This window comes from Klebsiella africana, assembly GCF_020526085.1.
GTDB lineage: Bacteria > Pseudomonadota > Gammaproteobacteria > Enterobacterales > Enterobacteriaceae > Klebsiella > Klebsiella africana.
Genome location: NZ_CP084874.1, coordinates 1945814 through 1964554, shown reverse-complemented (window position 1 = coordinate 1964554; position 18741 = coordinate 1945814). Strand labels below are relative to the sequence as shown.

Annotated in this window: 17 protein-coding genes and 1 pseudogene; 4 read left to right on the top strand and 14 right to left on the bottom strand. The window is 59.9% G+C overall.

Translation table 11 applies throughout. The features are described 5' to 3' along the window. Window positions 1-5 precede the first annotated feature (5 nt). A complete protein-coding gene (locus LGL98_RS09510) occupies window positions 6-920 on the bottom strand; it encodes an ABC transporter permease subunit (RefSeq protein WP_008804338.1) in 915 nt (304 codons plus the stop codon). A 109-nt stretch (window positions 921-1029) separates the two neighbouring features. After that, entirely contained in the window at window positions 1030-2088 is a 1059-nt protein-coding gene (locus LGL98_RS09505; protein WP_004189329.1) for a branched-chain amino acid ABC transporter substrate-binding protein, read from the bottom strand. A gap of 289 nt (window positions 2089-2377) precedes the next feature. Between LGL98_RS09505 and LGL98_RS09500 the strand changes: the two genes are divergently transcribed. Next, the gene (locus tag LGL98_RS09500) at window positions 2378-2524 is read left to right on the top strand and encodes a hypothetical protein (RefSeq protein ID WP_004225356.1); all 147 of its coding nucleotides are present in this window, start codon (window positions 2378-2380) and stop codon (window positions 2522-2524) included. A gap of 51 nt (window positions 2525-2575) precedes the next feature. Here the strand turns inward: LGL98_RS09500 and pflB are convergent, their stop codons facing one another. The 5 genes from pflB to tdcA all read right to left on the bottom strand — a co-directional run bounded on the left by pflB (window position 2576) and on the right by tdcA (window position 9516). Continuing rightward, window positions 2576-4870: a formate C-acetyltransferase gene (gene pflB / locus LGL98_RS09495; RefSeq protein WP_136030318.1), complete on the bottom strand. Its 2295-nt coding sequence runs from the start codon at window positions 4868-4870 to the stop codon at window positions 2576-2578. A gap of 28 nt (window positions 4871-4898) precedes the next feature. Beyond that, window positions 4899-6107: a propionate kinase gene (tdcD, locus tag LGL98_RS09490; protein ID WP_136030273.1), complete on the bottom strand. Its 1209-nt coding sequence runs from the start codon at window positions 6105-6107 to the stop codon at window positions 4899-4901. A gap of 27 nt (window positions 6108-6134) precedes the next feature. Next, on the bottom strand, window positions 6135-7466 hold the full coding sequence (tdcC, locus tag LGL98_RS09485; protein WP_136030271.1) for a threonine/serine transporter TdcC: 1332 nt from the start codon (window positions 7464-7466) through the stop codon (window positions 6135-6137). A 25-nt stretch (window positions 7467-7491) separates the two neighbouring features. Beyond that, on the bottom strand, window positions 7492-8481 hold the full coding sequence (gene tdcB, locus LGL98_RS09480) for a bifunctional threonine ammonia-lyase/L-serine ammonia-lyase TdcB (protein ID WP_016531140.1): 990 nt from the start codon (window positions 8479-8481) through the stop codon (window positions 7492-7494). A gap of 93 nt (window positions 8482-8574) precedes the next feature. Continuing rightward, a complete protein-coding gene (tdcA, locus tag LGL98_RS09475) occupies window positions 8575-9516 on the bottom strand; it encodes a transcriptional regulator TdcA (RefSeq protein ID WP_136030269.1) in 942 nt (313 codons plus the stop codon). 176 nt (window positions 9517-9692) lie between these two features. On the opposite strand from tdcA, the gene LGL98_RS09470 reads away from it, so the two are divergent. Together LGL98_RS09470 and LGL98_RS09465 are read left to right on the top strand one after the other, a co-directional pair. Further along, on the top strand, window positions 9693-9836 hold the full coding sequence (locus LGL98_RS09470) for a hypothetical protein (RefSeq protein WP_040151696.1): 144 nt from the start codon (window positions 9693-9695) through the stop codon (window positions 9834-9836). 297 nt (window positions 9837-10133) lie between these two features. Further along, complete coding sequence (locus LGL98_RS09465) at window positions 10134-10256, top strand: nitrilotriacetate monooxygenase component A (protein WP_004211068.1); 123 nt, start codon at window positions 10134-10136, stop codon at window positions 10254-10256. A gap of 37 nt (window positions 10257-10293) precedes the next feature. Here LGL98_RS09465 and LGL98_RS09460 read toward each other — a convergent pair whose 3' ends face one another. From LGL98_RS09460 to LGL98_RS09430, 7 genes and pseudogenes are all read right to left on the bottom strand, one after another. Continuing rightward, on the bottom strand, window positions 10294-11094 hold the full coding sequence (locus LGL98_RS09460) for a phosphate/phosphite/phosphonate ABC transporter substrate-binding protein (RefSeq protein WP_136030267.1): 801 nt from the start codon (window positions 11092-11094) through the stop codon (window positions 10294-10296). Beyond that, a complete protein-coding gene (locus LGL98_RS09455) occupies window positions 11087-12073 on the bottom strand; it encodes a fatty acid desaturase (RefSeq protein WP_168435241.1) in 987 nt (328 codons plus the stop codon). Before LGL98_RS09455 ends, LGL98_RS09460 begins: the two co-directional genes overlap by 8 nt. A gap of 441 nt (window positions 12074-12514) precedes the next feature. Continuing rightward, the gene (locus LGL98_RS09450) at window positions 12515-13258 is read right to left on the bottom strand and encodes a proteasome-type protease (RefSeq protein WP_136030263.1); all 744 of its coding nucleotides are present in this window, start codon (window positions 13256-13258) and stop codon (window positions 12515-12517) included. A 16-nt stretch (window positions 13259-13274) separates the two neighbouring features. Then, window positions 13275-14090 (bottom strand): transglutaminase family protein, encoded by an 816-nt coding sequence (locus tag LGL98_RS09445; RefSeq protein WP_136030261.1) that lies wholly within the window; start codon window positions 14088-14090, stop codon window positions 13275-13277. After that, entirely contained in the window at window positions 14087-15016 is a 930-nt protein-coding gene (locus tag LGL98_RS09440; RefSeq protein WP_136030259.1) for an alpha-E domain-containing protein, read from the bottom strand. The genes LGL98_RS09445 and LGL98_RS09440 overlap by 4 nt, the downstream gene beginning before the upstream one ends. Then, the gene (locus LGL98_RS09435) at window positions 15010-16449 is read right to left on the bottom strand and encodes a circularly permuted type 2 ATP-grasp protein (protein ID WP_004180417.1); all 1440 of its coding nucleotides are present in this window, start codon (window positions 16447-16449) and stop codon (window positions 15010-15012) included. The genes LGL98_RS09440 and LGL98_RS09435 overlap by 7 nt, the downstream gene beginning before the upstream one ends. Window positions 16450-16520: 71 nt before the next feature. Next, a pseudogene (locus LGL98_RS09430) lies at window positions 16521-16649 on the bottom strand (biopolymer transporter TonB); the annotation flags it as partial. A 184-nt stretch (window positions 16650-16833) separates the two neighbouring features. On the opposite strand from LGL98_RS09430, the gene LGL98_RS09425 reads away from it, so the two are divergent. After that, a complete protein-coding gene (locus LGL98_RS09425; RefSeq protein ID WP_136030257.1) occupies window positions 16834-18579 on the top strand; it encodes an alpha,alpha-trehalase in 1746 nt (581 codons plus the stop codon). The last annotated feature ends 162 nt before the right edge of the window (window positions 18580-18741 follow it).

The window sequence follows — 18741 nt, the reverse complement described above, 5'->3', positions numbered from 1 at the left end:
CCTCCTTAGACCTTGGCCACCAGCGGACGTCCCAGCAGCCCCTGCGGGCGAAAAATCAGGATCGCTACCAGCAGCGCAAAGGAAAAGACATCTTTGTAATCCGAATTCACCAGCCCGGCGAACTGGGCTTCGGCCACGCCGAGCAGCAGTCCGCCCAGCATCGCGCCAGGCAGCGAGCCGATTCCGCCCAGCACCGCGGCGGTGAAGGCTTTGATGCCGATAATAAATCCGATATAGAAGTCGAAGGTGCCGTAGTTCATGGTCACCAGCACGCCGGCCAGACCGGCCATCGCCGCGCCGATGACAAACACCAGGGAGATCACCCGGTCGGTATTGATGCCAAGGATCGCCGCCATACGCCGGTCCTGCTGGGTAGCGCGACAGATGCGCCCCAGCCGGGTGTACTGGATAATCCAGGTCAGGGTCAGCATCCCCACCAGCGCCGCGACGAGAATAAACACCTTGGTCCAGGTGATCTGCACCACCCCATCGCCCACCGTCATGCGCAGCGCGCCGCTGAGCAGCGTCGGGATCCCCTGCTGGTTCGGCCCCTGGCTCAGCTGGACATAGTTCTGCAGAATCAGCGACATGCCGATAGCCGAGATCAGCGGCGCCAGCCGCGTCGAGTTGCGCAGCGGCCGGTAGGCGATGCGCTCGATCGCCCAGCCATATACGCCGGTGACCACGATGGTGAACACCAGGGTGGCGAAAATCAGCAGCGGAAAGGAGTGGATCCCGAAGAAAGAGAGCAGCGCCAGGCCGATGGCGCACAGGTAGGCGGAGACCATATACACCTCGCCGTGGGCGAAGTTGATCATGCCGATGATCCCATACACCATGGTGTAGCCGATGGCGATTAAGCCGTACACTGCGCCCAGCGTCAGCCCATTGATCAGTTGTTGCAGAAAAAACGCCGTCATAGCCCCTCCAGCCGCCAGGCAGACGGCCGCCGGGTTCCGTTCCCGGTCGACCGCCGCCGTGTGACGATTCGCAAGTCAAAAGGACAGAGCGTCCTCAGGTCGTGGCCGATCAGAGCTGATGATATTTGCCCTTGTCGTCCCACTGATAGACCACGTAGTCGGACACCTTGAGGTCGCCTTTGCCATCCCAGGCTTTCTTGCCCATCACCGTCTCGACGTCGTGGCTCTTCAGCCAGTCGCTGGCTTTGGCGTTATCGGTACCCACGGCGTTCCAGGCCGCGGCAATGGCCTGAATGGAAGCGTAGGCGTAGAGGGTATAGCCTTCTGGTTCAAAGCCGCTGGCGCGGAACTTCTCGATCACCGCTTTGCCATCCGGGAGGGTGCGTGGATCCTGACCAAAGGTCATCAGCACGCCGTTGGTGAACTGCGGCCCGCCGGCGGCCGTGACCAACTCCTCGGTGACGATACAGTCGCCGGAGAAGAATTTGGCCTGCACCCCCTGCTCGCGCATCTGGCGCACCAGCGGGCCCGCTTCCGGATGGCAGCCGCCAAAGTAGACCACGTCCGGCTTGAGGGCGCCGATCTTGGTCACCAGGGCGTTAAAGTCTTTTTCACCGCGGGAGAGGCCTTCGTACAACACTTCTTTGGTACCCCGCTTCGCCAGCGCCGCGCGGGTGGCATCGGCCAGCCCCTGACCATAGGTGTCTTTATCGTGGATGACGGCAATTTTCTTCGCCTTCAGCACGTCCAGCATATAGTTGGCGGCGATTGCCCCCTGCTGGTCGTCACGGCCGCACATACGGAAGAGATCTTTCATGCCGCGCTCGGTGATCTGCGGGTTGGTCGAGCCAGGGGTAATGGTCAGGATCCCGGCTTCGTCATATACCTCGGAGGCCGGCATCGTTGAGGAAGAGCAAAAGTGCCCCACCACGGCGGAGACTTTCGCTTCATCCACCAGCCGGTTGGCCACCGCCACCGCCTGCTTCGGTTCGCACGCATCATCCCCCTGCACCAGCACAATCTTTTCGCCTTTGATGCCGCCTGCGGCATTGATATCGGCCACCGCCTGCGAGGCCCCCTTCCAGTACTGGGCGCCGTAGGTGGCGTTGGGGCCGGTAAAAGGCCCGGCGACGCCGATCTTCACGTCGGCCTGGGCGTAAAAGGCCATGCTCATACAACCTGCTATCACAACATGAAGCGTCATTGTTTTCAGTTTCAAAGACATTCGGATATTCCTCAGCGATGTAAAGCCTGGCGTCATGGAATGACGCAGAAAATATCACTTACCGTGTGGTGCCGACGTTGGCGCAGCGCCAGGACGGCCAGGGTGGAAGAAGCAAAAATCCCGCCAGGAAGGAGTGGAACACCGGAGAACAGTCGCCCCGGTCGGTACGCACGCGACGGCAACCCGTGCCGTATCCGGCAAGGGCGCATTCCCTTTCAGGTCAGGAGATCGGTTGCCATCACGTGGCGAGCCGGACAACGCGGTATCCGTACCGGCCCGTGAGCTAAACATAGATGCAGTTAGCGGTCGCTGCGCGCCAGCGTGGTGCAAAAATGCGAATATGATCAACAGTGGTGATTATTTTGTTGCGGTAATGTGAAGATGATAACAGGAGAGCCCGTTAAAGGCTCTCCTGTGGCCTGGCGGCTGTTCAGAGTTGGCTGGTGAACGTTCGGGAGATCACATCCTGCTGCTGCTCGCGGGTCAGCGCGTTAAAGCGGACCGCATAGCCGGAGACGCGGATCGTCAGATTCGGATACTGCTCCGGGTGTTCTATCGCATCGAGCAGCTTTTCCCGGTTCAGCACATTGACGTTGAGATGCTGGCCCCCCTCCACCGTCTCCTCATGATGGAAGTAGCCGTCCAGCAGCCCCACCAGGTTGTTTTCCTGCGCCGACGGGGCTTTGCCGAGGGCCGCCGGCACGATGGAGAAGGTATACGAGATGCCATCTTTGGCGTAGGTAAACGGCAGTTTCGCCACCGAGGTCAGCGACGCCACCGCCCCTTTGCGGTCGCGGCCATGCATCGGGTTGGCCCCCGGGGCGAACGGCGTCCCCGCCCGCCGTCCGTCCGGCGTATTGCCGGTTTTCTGCCCGTACACCACGTTAGAGGTGATGGTCAGGATCGACTGGGTCGGCACCGCCTGACGCCAGGTGGGGAGCGCCTGAATTTTGCGCATAAAGCGCTCCACCAGGTCGCAGGCGATGGCATCGACGCGATCGTCGTTGTTGCCGTACTGCGGATAGTCGCCCTCAATGACAAAGTCCACCGCCAGCCCGTGGTGATCGCGCACCGGCTTCACCCGGGCGTACTTTATCGCCGACAGCGAATCCGCCGCCACCGACAGACCGGCGATGCCACAGGCCATCGTGCGGTAAACGTCGCGGTCGTGCAGCGCCATCAGCGCCGCCTCGTAGCTGTACTTATCATGCATGCAATGGATGATGTTCAGCGCGCTGATGTACTGCACCGCCAGCCAGTCCATAAAGTGGTCGAGGCTGGCCATCACGGTGTCGTAGTCCAGCACCTCATCGCGCAGAGGGTCGGTTTTCGGCCCCACCTGGATCTTCAGTTTTTCATCCACCCCGCCGTTAATCGCGTAGAGCAGCGTTTTGGCGAGATTGGCGCGGGCGCCGAAGAACTGCATCTGCTTGCCGATCACCATCGGGCTGACGCAGCAGGCGATGGCGTAGTCGTCGCTGTGAAAATCGCTGCGCATCAGATCGTCGTTCTCATACTGCAGCGACGAGGTGGCGATCGACACCCGGGCGGCATATTTTTTAAACGCCACCGGCAGCGCTTGCGACCAGAGCACGGTCAGGTTGGGCTCCGGCGCCGGGCCCATGGTGTGTAGAGTATGCAGGTAACGAAAGGTGGTTTTACTGACCAGGGTGCGGCCATCCAGCCCCATGCCGCCCAGCACCTCCGTCGCCCAGATGGGATCCCCGGAGAACAGCGAATCAAATTCCGGGGTGCGCAGGAAACGCACCATGCGGATCTTCATAATGAAGTGGTCAATGAGCTCCTGGGCCTGCTCCTCATTCAATAAACCAGCCCGCAGATCGCGTTCGATATAGATGTCGAGGAAGGTGGCTGTGCGCCCCAGCGACATGGCGCCGCCGTTCTGCGACTTCACCGCCGCCAGGTAGGCGAAGTAGAGCCACTGCACCGCCTCCCGGGCAGTGCGCGCCGGGTGAGCGATATCGCAGCCGTAGCGGGCCGCCATCTCCTGCATCTGCAGCAGCGCGCGCCGCTGTTCGGCCAGCTCTTCGCGCAGGCGCAGGGTGGCCTCCAGCGCCTCGCCGCGCTCCAGGGCTGGCTGCAGGTCGGCAAACTGCAGCTCACGTTCGCGAACCAGATAGCGGATGCCGTACAGCGCCACGCGGCGGTAATCGCCGATGATCCGTCCGCGGCCATAGCCGTCCGGCAGACCGGTGAGCACTCCCGACTTGCGACAGCGCAGCATATCCGGGGAATAGACATCAAATACCCCCTGATTGTGGGTCTTGCGCAGCACCGTAAACTGATACTCAAAGTCGGGATCCATTTCGCGGCCATAGGCCTCGAAGGCGCTTTTGATCATATTGATGCCGCCAAAGGGATGCAGAGCGCGCTTCAGCGGCTGATCCGTTTGCAGTCCGACGATCTTTTCCAGCGGCTGGTTGATATAGCCCGCCGCGTGGGCGGTGATGGAGGTGGCGACATTGGTGTCAAAATCCACCGGCGCATGGGTGGCGTTCTCGACGCGGATCCCGGCCATCACCTGCTCCCAGAGGGCGGTGGTCGCTGGCGTCGCGTCAGCGAGGAAAGACTCATCGCCCGCGTAAGGGGTGTAGTTATGCTGAATAAAGTCGCGGACGTCGATCTGCGTCTGCCACGCCGTACCGCGAAAGCCCTGCCAGGCGTCGGCGTATTGTGCGTCGTGGGTGTCGATATCTACTTTCATGAACATCGTCTCTCTACAGAATAAAAAGTCAGGCCAGCGCCGCCGCGGTGTGGATCCGGCCTAAGCGGATCGCATCGAGGGCAATCATGCGCTCTTCATTGGTAGGAATAACCGCGCAGCGCACCCGGCTGCCGTCGGCGGAGATCAGGCGCTCGCCGGCCGAATTCGGCTGCTGGTTGCGGGCGACATCCATCTCAAGACCAAAGACCGCCAGCCGCTCGCTTACCAGCCGACGGATCAGCACCGAGTTCTCGCCAATTCCCCCGGTGAAAATAATGCCGTCGAGACGCTGCAGCGCGGCGGCGTGACCGGCAATATGGCGGGCGATGCGATGGACAAAGGTTTTAATCGCCAGGCGGGCGCGGGCATGGCCCTCATGCCACGCCTGCTCCAGCACCCGCAGGTCGGAGGAAAGACCGGAGATCCCCAGCAGGCCGGAGGCGGTGTTGGCCACCCGCTCCAGGTCGCTGAGGGTCTGCCGGGTCTCCCCGGCAATCCACGCCATGGCGCCGAAGTCGACATCGCCGCTGCGGGTGCCCATCATCAGCCCCTCCAGCGGCGTCATCCCCATCGAGGTGTCCACGCTGCGGCCGTTGCGCACCGCGCAGATCGAGGCGCCATTGCCCAGGTGGGCGATCACCAGACCGCTCTCCTGCTCCGGCAACCCGAGCAGCGCCAGGGCGCGCCGGGACACATAGCGGTGCGAGGTGCCGTGGAAACCGTAGCGGCGTACCCCGAGGTTCTGGTAATACTCCCACGGCAGACCATAGAGAAAAGCTTCCGGGGCCAGGGTCTGGTGAAAGCTGGTATCAAAGACCGCCACCTGCATCACCTCCGGGAACAGCCGCTGCGCCGAGGCGATGCCGCTGAGACTGGCGTAGTTATGCAGCGGGGCCAGGGACGATACCTGGCGAATGTTATTGATAACCTCCTCGCTAATAATGACCGACTCGGTGAACAGGTCGCCGCCGTGGGCGACGCGGTGGCCAATCAGGGCCACGCTGTCGATGAGGTCGCGTTGGGCTAATGCCCCGGCAATCGCCTGCAGGACGCCTTCGTAGCCGCGCTGCGCCAGCGCCACCGGCTCGCCGCCGTTGAGCGAGAGAGACGCCCTTTCCGCGTTGATGCCCTCGGCCACGCCGTTGAGCAGGCAGTCGCAGCTGGCGGCGTCGAGGACGGAAAATTTGATCGACGACGAGCCGCAGTTAATCACCAGTACTACCGGAAATTCAGTCATGTTGTACTCCGCGTGGCCTGAGCCGGATTAGAACAGTTTGTAAACGATATTGAGGATGGTCAGCAGACCAATGGCGGTCACAAAGAGGTTGTCGAGACGGCCACGGTATTTTTCCAGCGAAGGCGCTTTACGAATGGCGTACATCGGCAGCAGGCACAGCAGCGAGGCGATAATCGGCGCGCCCATCGCCTCAATCAGGTCGAGGATATTGGGGTTGGCGTACGCCACCACCCAGGTCGAGCCCATGATGAACACCATGCTCAGGGTATTGAGCTTGCCGCTGGAGACCCGAGTTTTATCCCCTTTATAGCCGAAACGCAGGATCAACCCGTTCAGCCCCTCGAGGGTGCCGAGATAGTGGCCGAAGAACGATTTGAAGATGGCCACCAGGGCGATGATCGACGCGCCATACTCCAGCAGGGTGGCAAACGTGGATTTGGTGCCCGACATCGAGGCAAAGTGGTTCGCCAGATAGGAGAGCACCGGGATATTCTGCGCCTTGGCGTCCGCCATGTTCTGCGGCGAGAGGGTAAACAGGCAGCTGAAGGCGAAGAACATCACCACCGCCACCATCAGCATGCTGGCCCGGGAGATGATCTGCGAGCATTTACGTTCGGTATACTCGCGGCCAAACTGCGCTTCATACTCTTCGCGTTTGGAGACCACAAACGAGGAGACGATCGGCGAGAAGTTAAAGGAGAACACCATGATGGAGATGCCCAGCCATACCGTCACCAGAATGCCGTCGTGACCGGTTAAGGCGATATCGCTGAGGTTGACCTGCTCAATCACCGCGCTATTCCAGTAGGGGATCAGGGACAGGGAGATCACCACCAGGCTGGCGATAAACGGCCACACCAGATAGCTCATCACCTTGACCATCAGGTCTTTGCCAAACCAGATGACAAACGCCATCAGCAGCAGCAGGAGCAGCGCCACCACCCCGCGGTTAAGGGCCGGCATCTGCAGCTGGTTCTCCCAGAAAGTCATAAAGGTATTGGTGATCGTGACGCCATAAATCCACAGCAGCGGGCAGATGGCGAAGAAGTACAGGAAAGTGATCACCACCCCGCCGGTTTTGCCAAAATGCTCTTCCACCGTTTCGGTGATATTGCCGGAGGGGTTAGCCCCCGACAGGCACAGCCGGGCCAGCGCCCGATGGCAATAGAAGGCGATGGGATAGGCCAGCACCAGCATCACCAGGATCGGGATCAGCCCGCCGAAGCCGGCGCGAATCGGGAAAAACAGCACCCCGGCGCCGATAGCGGTGCCAAACAGGCCCAGGGTCCAGGTGGTGTCAGATTTACGCCAGGACGAAAGGCTTGTCTGGCTGGATGCAATGCTCTCAGTCGTACTCATATCCTGTCCTCACTTATGTATTGAATTAAGCGTCAACAAAACCCGTAATTTGCGATACCCGGGAGAGGTCGATATTGCCCCCGGAAATCAGGCTGACCGTTTTGCGGTTCTGGATATAGCTGTCTAATTTGCCGCTTAATAACGCGGCGCAGGCCAACGCTCCGGCCCCTTCGGTGATCACTTTATTGCGCTGAATTAAGGCGACCATGCTCTGGCGAATGTCGTCCTCACTCACCAGGACGATGTCATCCACCAGCTGGCGGGCGATTTGATAGGTCAGTTTCCCCGGGCGGGCGACATCGCAGCCATCGGCTAAGGTGCCGGCGTGGCGATGGCTGGTGATCTCCCCGGCATACCAGGAGGCGGCCATGCCGTGAACATTCTCCGACTGCACGCCAATAATACGGATTGTCGGGTTAATGGATTTAATCGCAATCGCGATACCGGCAATTAATCCCCCGCCGCCAATGGGCACGATGACATTATCCACGTCATACAGATCTTCTAATATTTCGAGACCAATCGTTCCCTGCCCGGCAATCACCTGCGGGTCGTCATAGGGGGGAATAAAAATACGGCCCTCAAGTTCAACAATATCGCTGGCTTTGGCGAGGGTATCGTTAAAATTATCGCCATGTAGCACCACTTCCGCCGAATAATCACAGGTGGCGGCGACTTTCGATTTCGGCGCCCCTTTCGGCATCACCACTTTCCCGTCAATGCCGAGCATGGCGCAGGAGAGCGAGACCCCCTGCGCATGGTTGCCCGCCGAGCAGGCCACCACCCCTTTGCGTTTTTCCGCCGCGGTTAAACCGCACAGCTTATTAAAGGCGCCGCGAATTTTAAATGAGCCCGTGCGCTGCATATTTTCGAATTTAAGGAATATTTCACCCTGGCAGCGTTCGCTAAAATAATTCGAGCGCGGCATGCCCGTTTTATATATTTTCCCCGCCAGGCGTTGCTTCGCTTCGAGAATATCGTCAATGGATACGGGAAGATCGTAGGTAATATGCATGATAGCCTCTGTATCTTAATATAAAGTCAATGACCGGGCGTCATCCTGCTGATAACAGCGAGGACGTGTGTTGGATTATTTAACGACTTTCAGTTACGCAATAATTTGTAATGGCTGCCAGTGGCGATTGCCCTGCCCCGAGGAATAATGTTTCGCCATCTCCACCAGCGACGCCGCGGCGGTTTTTAATCGGTAATTTTTCGACCATACCGCGGCATAGCGCGCCACCGGCAAGGCCTCTTTAATGGGGATAGTGACAAACTGGCTCGAGCCGAACGGCGTGGTCATGTCGCAGGGGATCACCGTCAGAAAATCGGCATTGAGTACCAGGTTATAGATCGTCACCACCGAATCGGTATTAACGATATTTTCGCGGCGGATGCCGCTGCGCTGCAGGGTGGCCAGCAGTTCGCTGTAGTAGCCCATATTGGTCTCCGGTAGCACCCACTGCTCGTGCTGGAGCGAGGCCAGGCGGACGGTGCCGTTGCCGATCCGCGCCCGGTTCGCCACCAGCACAAACTCAGACTCAAACAGCGGCTCGACGTGCAGGTCCTGCAGTTTCATCTCATCGCTCAGCGTCCCGATGGCGAAGTCGAGACGCCCGTCGCGGATCGCCGGTAAAAAAGCGGAGAGCTGCGCCTCATACATCGATACCCGCGCCTTGGGGAAGGTCATTTTAAACTGATGCACCATCTCCGACATAAAGGTAAACCCGACCAGCGAAGGGAAACCAAAGGAGACATCCACCACCGCGCTGTTGGTCAGGGCATTCATTTCATTGACCATATTTTTCATTTCACGGGTGATCGCTTCTGACCAGTTGAGAAATACCTGCCCGGCCTCGGTGAGCGAGACGCCGGTATTTCGGCGGACGATTAATTCGCTGCCAAAATAACTTTCCATGTCGCCAATGATTTTACTGACCGCCGGCTGAGTGAGTCCTAACGCTTTTGCTCCGGCCCCGATTGACCCGCTGCGGATCACTTCCTGGAAAACCACCAGATGCTGTGTTTTAGGCAGAGAAAAAGTATTCATCGCGTCTCACTTTCATTCCTTTGTTGACGGCGGAAAGTGTAACAAATCGCAATTGCCGGGTTATGTGAGAGCTCTCACAAAGGCTCCGCCGCGGCGGATAAGCAGGATCCACGAGCCAGAATAAGTAAAGTAAAATCAATATATTAAAAGCATCATGAACGCTATTTGCACGCCTTTTGCCGTGGCCGAATGCGGGGATAAAAATAATTGATGGCGATAACATCGACGGCGAAATGGCGATAAAAAATACGTCTTTTGTACGTTATTCGACCCGCTCTATCAGGGTGAGAAGAAAGCCGAAAATTAAATTAATGCTGTAAAGAATAAAAAGCAGACGTAATAAACGCCATTATTTAACGACAAGCCGGTCGGGCATCACATTTTATCCCCGGCGGTTGGGGAAAATGCACGGTCATTATTTACACCAAAGAAACATAAAATTCACAATTTTTCTTTTGGGTCGCGATAGGCAGCGATCTTTTTTCCGCCATAGCGCAGTTGGTCATACTTTGATTAAAATCAACCCTGGTAATTTATCTTTTACGACGGCCATTGGAGAGTCATTTGTGTTGCCGATCACAAATCCATAAAACAACGACCCGGCCTATCGTGAAGAGATGATCCCGCGGCTGCGCCAGCAGCTTAACGAGCAGCTGATGAGCGACCAGATGGCTGTCGACCTGCTCTCTTCCTATCTGCGAATGGATCTCAGCGCCCAGCCGTGGGACCAGCCGCTATAGCCCGCCCCGGCGCAGATCGCTGGCCGGGGCATTTTACCTATAGCTGTCTGACGCCCAGCGCCGCGGCCTCATCCCGCCACGCCAGCAGCGGCGCATAGGCCTCCCGCGACATATCGCTGTAGCCGCAGATCAGCAAGGCGTCGCACAGGGAACGATAGCGCGCATCGCTCACTAACTGCTGGAGCGCCTCGCGCAGGCTGTTCAGCGTCGCCGCCGGGGTGGCGCCGGCGGTGATCAGCGGCAGCCCTGGCGCGGCCGGGCTCCAGCCGATCGCCACCAGGCCTGCCAGAGCCTGCGGCTGATAGCGCTGCAGCAGCGCGTAGGTCACGCAGTCGATGGCGGCGATATCGGCGTTTTCCTGCTGCAGCTCGCGCAGCGACTGCCGATGGCTGCCGCTGAACATCACCGCTGAAAAAAAACGCCCCTCCCGGGAGAACGGCGCGACCATTTTACGCAGCACGTTGTAGCCGGACTGCGAGTGCTCGGCATTGCACACCGCCCGGCGGCCAAAAAAGTCCCCCAGCATCCGGTGACTATCCGCTTCGCGGACTACCAGCAGGCTGCGGTAGCGGCGCCCTTCGCAACCGGGCGCAGCGTAGTGGAAACAGCCTACCGTCTGCACCTCCGGCAGCTGGGTCACCAGCGGATAGCCACAGGTCTGGCTCAGCAACAGCGTCGGCTGGCGCCAGTGGGCCAGCAGATCCTCGGGGTCAGCCGCCGGAGGGTCCCCCGCCACCATCACGCCGCGTTCGGCCAGCAGCGACTGCACCGCCTGCCACAGGGCCTGGGTCTGTTGACGGTGGATGGCATACATCGGAAAGGTCATACGTTCAGCCATGTTCTCCTCCCGCATGCGCCTGCTCGCCAAAGCCCGGATGGGCGTTCACCGCCACCGCCCGGCGGCCAAAATGGCGTCGCCACTCGCCATACCCACGCACCAGGAACCCCTGATTACGCTGTAGGTAAGCCGCCTGGCGATGCAGATACAGCAGACGTAAAGCGTACCAGGGGACGCCGGGCAGGTCATGATGCACCGCATGGTAGTTGAGATTGAGGAATAGCACCCGCCAGGGGAGCCCGGCCTCGTTGATCACCGAGCGGGCCAGCGGGTCATCCGCGGCGCGGTGTTCGAGAAAAGAGCGCACTTTGGTCAGGGCCAGCGCCGGGTAGCTCACCGCCAGCACAAACCACAGCGGGGAAAAACCCTGCGCCGCCATCCAGGCCAGCAGGCCCGTCAGCAGCAACAGATGCAGGCTCCACATGGCGATGGCGCGGCGGTCGCCCTCGCGGAAAGCCCGCAGCGCGCGGTTCAGAGTGTGAATAATATCCATCAGCGGCGCCAGCAGCAGACGCCCCCAGAAGGTGTTGCGCAGGTGAATAAGGCGGCGCTGCCAGGCAGAGAAGCCCTGCCAGCTTTCCGCCGTCACATAGTACGATTCAGGGTCGTCCTCGGGGTGCGTCAGCAGGTGGTTGCAATGGTGCGCCAGATGGCTGTCGCGGTAGATGCCATAGGGATACCAGACCGCCAGCGGCAGCGTCCCCAACAGCTGGTTAAACCATGCCAGCCGGGTGGGATGCCCATGGATAAGCTCATGCTGTAAGGACATATACCAGGTGGTAAACCAGATCAGCAACAGCGTGGCCGGCATCAAACCCAGCGTCTGCCAGCCCGCCACGCAGGCAAACCAGCCGCTGTAAACCGTCACTATCAGCAGCCATGTCGGCAGCTCGCTGCGCCACAGCCAGCTGCGCGCCAGCTGGCGGATCAGGATGCGCTGTTGGTCATCCACATAGACAGCCGTCTTCTTTTCCGTCACTTCCGATACCTTGCCGTGTTGCCTCATTCCCTCCGAAGATGTGAGATAACACGTTAAATAACAAAGTATTTAATTGACTTAGCTTTGCCGAAAAGCGCGTTTGTATTCAGCAGGACAAAGAGAATATCGTCCATGGCGCAACAGCTTGGCGGTGTTTAAACCGGTCCATCGCCCGGCGGCGCTGCGCTTGCCGGGCCTACGGGATAACCCCTCCCCGGGCCATCCAGGCCGGTGCAGGCGCAGCGCCGCCGGACAAGGACAGCGGCGTCGCTTTTGTGCCGGGCGGCGGCTGCGCCTTGCCCGGCCTATGATGCGTGCTGCCTGTCGTTAATTAATTTACCGCTGTTGCTGAAATTTTACCGCCAGGTCGAGGATACTTAAGGACTCCAGCGCCTTATCCGCCTTCGCGCCGACGATACCGGCAGAGCGTCACAGAGACTACTACTCTTCCCGCTCCGCTGGCGTCCAGGTCGGCAGAGTCTGGAAGGTGTGCAACAGCCCTTCGGACCACGCCTTGCGGATGCGGTTGAAGTAGGGATCGCTGTCGGTAATGCGATGCTGCCCGGCGCTGCTCAGACTGCCGCTGCGGTAGAGCAGCGTATCCAGCGGCAGCCCGACGGACAGATTACTGCGCAGCGTCGAGTCAATGGAGATCAACGCACAACACATCGCCTGCTCCAGCGGCGTGTCGATGGTCAGCACCCGATCGATGATCGGCTTGCCGTACTTGCTTTCGCCAATCTGAAAATAAGGCGTGTCACGGGTGGCTTCAATAAAGTTGCCCTCCGGATAAATATGGAACAGACGATGGGTTTCGCCGGCGATCTGACCGCCCAGTAGCAGGTTGCAGTTGAAGTTGGTGTTACTGCAGTTTTGCTGGTTGCTGCTGTCGCGCTGGATCACCTCCTGCAGCGTTTTACCGATCAGCATCGCGGCGTCGTAGAGGGAGGTGACCTGCATCAGGTTCGGCTCCTGCTGGGTACGGATCCGCGCGCTGAGCAGGCTTATCACGCTCTGGGTGGTGGCCAGATTGCCAGCGGATTGCAGCACCAGCACCCGTTCCCCCTCCTGATGGAAAACGTGCAGCTTTTTAAAAGTGGCAATATGGTCGACGCCCGCGTTGGTGCGGGAGTCGGAAGCAAACACCAGTCCATCCGCCAGGCACATGGCCACACAGTAGGTCATTGCGGTTATTCCCGTATTATTGCTGCTGCGCCTGCTGGCTGTGTTCGCGCACTTCAGCGTTGGTTAACATAATCTCCCCGCCGCCGCCCAGTCGGGTGCCCCGTACCGGGCAGGCGTCGAGGTAATCCAGCCCGGTCGCCAGCCGCAGATGCTGATTCAGGCGACGGGTATTATTGGTGATATCAAACGACAACCAGCGGCCATCGAGCCAGACTTCCGCCCAGGCATGCATCGCCACATGCTGGGCGTTATCGCTGTAGACATAGCCGCTGACGTAGCGCGCCGGGATCTCCAGCGCCCGGCAGCAGGCGAGAAAAACATGGGTATGATCCTGGCACACGCCCTTCGCCCGGGCGAAGGCGTCGGCAGCGGAGTCCTGCACCCGGGTCGCGCCGGGGGAGTATGGCATTCTTAACAGCAGGTCCGCCATCAGCTGATTCAGACTGTCTTCCACCGCATCGGGACGATAGAGGCGCTGGGCAAACTCACGGATCGCCGTATCGGCGCGGGTTAGCGGCGTACAGCGCAGAAAAACCAGCGGCGACAGCAGCTCGGCCTCTTCATCACGCGTCTCCTCCCCTTCGTCGGCGATATCGACAATCCCGCTGGCGCGAATAGTGATCTCCTTGTGCGGGTTATCCAGCGTCAGCACATGCAGCACATTGCCCCAGCCGTCGGTAGTGGTCACCGCCGCGCCGTCCGGCAGGGTCAGCGTCCAGGCGGTGATGGTCTGCCGGCCGGTGCTGCGCGGCGTCAGGCGCAGATACTGGGTGGAAAACTTCACTTCTTCATCGTAGCCATAGCGGGTGAGATGATCGATGACCAGTTTCATAAGGCCTCCAGATAGGTTTGTCTGATGCTGTCGGACAGCGCGTTAATTCTCGTCAGCAGCCCGTTAAGGGTGGTCTGCAGGTCCGCCTGCGCCAGGTCGCCGCGGGTGCTGAAGCGCAGGTCAACGTTAAGCTGATGGGCGAGGCGCAGCGGTTGATAGGAGCGATCGTTGGCGATTTTCTCCAGCTCGCCGACCAGATCGGCAATGCTGGCGCGCAGCGAACGCGGAATATCGTTGCGCAGGATCAGCAGCTCCATCACCGTTTCCCTACTGACCGGCTGGCGGTAGAGGCTGTTGTAGGCTTCGCGGGCGCTAACCGCATTGAGCAGGGTATCCAGCCGGTAGTATTCCCGCACCGGATCCGGATCGTTGGTCAGCTGTTGATCCTTAATCAGCAGCAGCTGGGTGGTGGCGAAGGCACGCTCAATCAGGGTACCGATACCGATAAAGCTCAGCGCGTCGTTGCGCAGCAGCGTGCCGATCACCGCCCCGCGAAACAGATGCACCCGCTCTTTCACCCACTCGAAAAAGCCGTCACTCCCCAGTTCGCCCAGCCCCTGCTGGCGCAGGGTTCGCAGCTCGATGCGAGTGGCATTGATGCTCTCCCACACCTCGGCCGACAGACTGCCGCGCACCGCGTGCGCATTGTTCCACGCCATCTCCACGCAGCTGTAAATGCTGCACGGGTTGTTGCCATCAAGGGCAAAAAAGTTGAGCAGGTTGCTCATGGTAAAGCGGGCATGGCGCGCCTGAAACAGCTCGTGAGTCATCGACAAATTCAGCGGCAGCGCCAGATCCCGCGACTGCTGGCTGTGGCGGGGGATCATCGATAATTTCCAGGTTACGTCCAGCACCCGGGCGTAGCTCTCCGCCCGCTCGAGATAGCGGGCCATCCAGAACAGTTCACTCGCCGTACGACTTAGCATGATGCGTCATCCTCCATCACCCAGGTATCCTTGGTTCCGCCGCCCTGCGACGAGTTGACCACCAGCGACCCTTCGGTGAGCGCCACGCGGGTCAGGCCGCCGGGCACCAGCCGCATCTCCTGCCCGGACAGCACGTAGGGCCGTAAATCGATATGTCGCGGCGACAGGCCTTCATCAACGAAGGTGGGGCAGGTCGACAGCGCGAGGGTGTCCTGGGCGATATAGTTGGCCGGATTGGCCAGCAGGCGCTGGCGGAAGGCCTCTCGTTCCTCTTTGGTCGAACGCGGGCCAACCAGCATGCCGTAGCCCCCGGCGCCATGGACCTCCTTGACCACCATCAGCTCGAGGTTACTCAGCACATAGCGCAGATCCTCCGCTTTCCGGCACTGCCAGGTGGGGATATTGCTGAGGATCGGCTGTTCGCCGAGGTAAAAGCGAATCATCTCCGGGACATACGGGTAGATCGATTTGTCGTCGGCGACGCCGGTGCCGATGGCGTTGGCCAGCACCACGCCGCCGGCGCGATAGACGGACAGCAGCCCCGGTACGCCGAGCATCGAATCGGCGCGGAAGGCCAGCGGGTCGAGCCAGGCGTCGTCGATGCGGCGATAAATCACATCCACCCGCCGCGGCCCTTCGGTGGTGCGCATATACACCGCGCCGTTCTTAATGAACAGGTCGGCGCTCTCCACCAGCTCGACCCCCATCTGCTGCGCCAGGAAGCTGTGCTCGAAGTAGGCGCTGTTGAAGCGACCCGGGGTCATCACCACGACGCAGGGGTCATCCACCAGCGAGCTTTCGCGCAAGGTCTGCAGGAGGTAGCTCGGGTAGCGCTCCACCGGCGCAATATGATGCTGCTCGAACATCTCCGGATAGAGGCGCATCATCATCTTACGGTTTTCGAGCATATAGGAGACGCCGGACGGCGTGCGCAGGTTATCCTCCAGTACGTAGTACTGACCGTCGTTATTACGCACCATATCGACGCCGGTGATATGGGCATAGGTGTTGTTTGGCAGGTTGATGCCCTGCATACACGGCTGATACTGCTCGTTGGCCAGCACCTGCTCGGCCGGGATCAGCCCCGCGCGCAGGATATTCTGCTCATGATAGATGTCATAGAGGAAGGCGTTCAGCGCTTTCACCCGCTGGCGAATACCGCGGTCAATACGCTGCCACTCCCCGGCGGGTATGATCCGCGGCACGCTATCAAACGGGATCAACCGCTCGGTTCCCTCATCCTCGCCGTACACGTTAAAGGTGATGCCGATGCGGTGAAAAAGCAGTTCTGCTTGCGCTTTTTTCTGCCGGATAGAGAATTGATCGGTGTTGCGAAACCATTGCCACCAGGCATTATAGTGCGGCCGCTGTTCACCCTGCGCGGTCAGCATCTCGTCATAATAATGCCCGTCAGGAAGCGTAATTTTAATCATGGCTATCCCCTCCGGTTGTACTCACTGTGTGGTAATCCCGGTAAGAGATAAGCATTAATTATGCCAGGTCCTCTGCCGCCGCGGCGTTGTGCAAATCGGTTCTGACCCGCCGTCTGGTTGTGCAAAAAATCATCAGAACAGCCGCCTGCGCCCGGCTACGGTTGCACCGTTGTGAGGCAGGGCGACGGTTTTTGCGCCATCGTGGAAGGCAGCGCAGTCAGCCAGGCGGCCCAACCCGCGGCAGTCTCAGAAAACCTGGCAGGTAAATCCTCTGTTTTCGCGCAAAATGTTACCCCTGACACACGTAGCGGCAGATATTCGTCTAAGGTTTCTGGATGGCCAAACGTCGTGGCCCGCAGTCGATAATGATAAGGAGAACTCCCCATGACGAGTACTGATGCACATCGTCCCGCCGCTTTGCCCTCTTCCCTGCGCCTGGCGATCGGCGGCGCCCTGATCGCCCTGATGAGCCTGAATGCTCAGGCGGCAGACGGCAAAACCGCGCCGCCGCCCTCACCGGATATTCTGCTGGGCCCGCTGTTCAATGATGTCCAGAGCGCAAAGCTCTTTGCCGATCAAAAAACCTTCGCCGACGCCATTCCTAACAGCGATCCGCTGATGATCCTTGCCGATTACCGGATGCAAAAAAACCAGGCCAGCTTTGACCTGCGCCACTTCGTCGAGCTGAACTTCACGCTGCCGAAAGAAAATGACACCTATGTGCCGCCCAAAGGGCAAACCCTGCGTCAGCATATCGATGGCCTGTGGCCGGTTCTGACCCGCAGCACCGTCGAGGTGGAAAAATGGGACTCGCTGCTGCCGCTGCCTAAGCCCTACGTGGTCCCCGGAGGACGCTTTCGCGAAGTCTATTACTGGGACAGCTATTTCACCATGCTGGGTCTTGCCGAAAGCGGTCACTGGGATAAAGTCGAAGATATGGTTGCCAACTTCGCTGCGGAAATTGACGCCTGGGGCCATATCCCCAACGGCAACCGCACCTATTACCTCAGCCGTTCGCAGCCCCCCTTCTTCTCCTTTATGGTGAGCCTGCTGGCGACGCACGATGGCGACCAGGTACTGAAAACCTACCAGCCGCAGCTGGAGAAGGAGTATCGCTACTGGATGGCCGGAGCGGACGCGCTGGCCCCCGGCAGCGCCGACAAACGGGCGGTGCGGATGGCGGACGGCGCGCTGCTCAACCGCTACTGGGACGATAGCGACACCCCGCGTCCCGAGTCCTGGCTTGACGACGTCAAAACCGCCAAAAGCAACCCGAATCGTCCGGCAACCGAGATCTATCGCGACCTGCGCTCCGCCGCCGCCTCCGGCTGGGATTTCAGCTCCCGCTGGATGGATAATCCGCAGCAGCTCGCCACCATTCGCACCACCTCGATTGTCCCGGTCGATCTCAATGCCCTGATGTTCCATCTGGAGAAAACCCTCGCCCGCGCCAGCAAGGCATCCGGAGACAACGCTGGCGCTACGCAGTACGATGCGCTGGCTAACGCCCGCCAGCAGGCCATTGAGAAATACCTATGGAATGATAAAGAGGGATGGTACGCCGACTACGATCTGAAAACCCACAAGGTGCGCAATCAGCTTACCGCGGCGGCGCTGTTCCCGCTGTACGTCAATGCGGCGTCACGCGAGCGGGCGACGAAAGTGGCCGCCGCCGCTGAGTCGCGCCTGCTCAAACCCGGCGGGCTGACCACCACCACCGTCAACAGCGGCCAGCAGTGGGATGCGCCGAACGGCTGGGCGCCGCTGCAGTGGGTGGCGGTCGAGGGGCTGCAAAACTATGGTCAGCAGAAGATCGCCATGGAGGTCACCTGGCGCTTCCTGACCAACGTGCAGCATACCTATGACAGCAAGCAAAAGCTGGTGGAAAAGTATGACGTGAGTTCGACCGGCACCGGCGGCGGCGGCGGGGAATATCCGCTGCAGGACGGCTTTGGCTGGACCAACGGCGTCACCCTGAAGATGCTGGATCTGATCTGCCCGCAGGAGAAACCCTGCGATGCGCTGCCCGCTACCCGTCCGGCGACAACCCCTTCACCGCAAGACAAACCTGTTGCGGCGCCCGCGGCTAACGACCCCGCCCCTGCGGAACCGCAAAAGACCGGCTCCTGACGTTTTGCCGCCCCCTACTAAAATCGGTAGGGGGAAGCGGTCTCCCTGGTCCCTACCGTCCCGCGCAGACCCATTCTGCGGCTCGCGGGAAATACTTCCCCACCCCCTCGCGTTGAACAGGTCACCTTTTCGCTTGATTGCACAAATACAAACAATAATAAT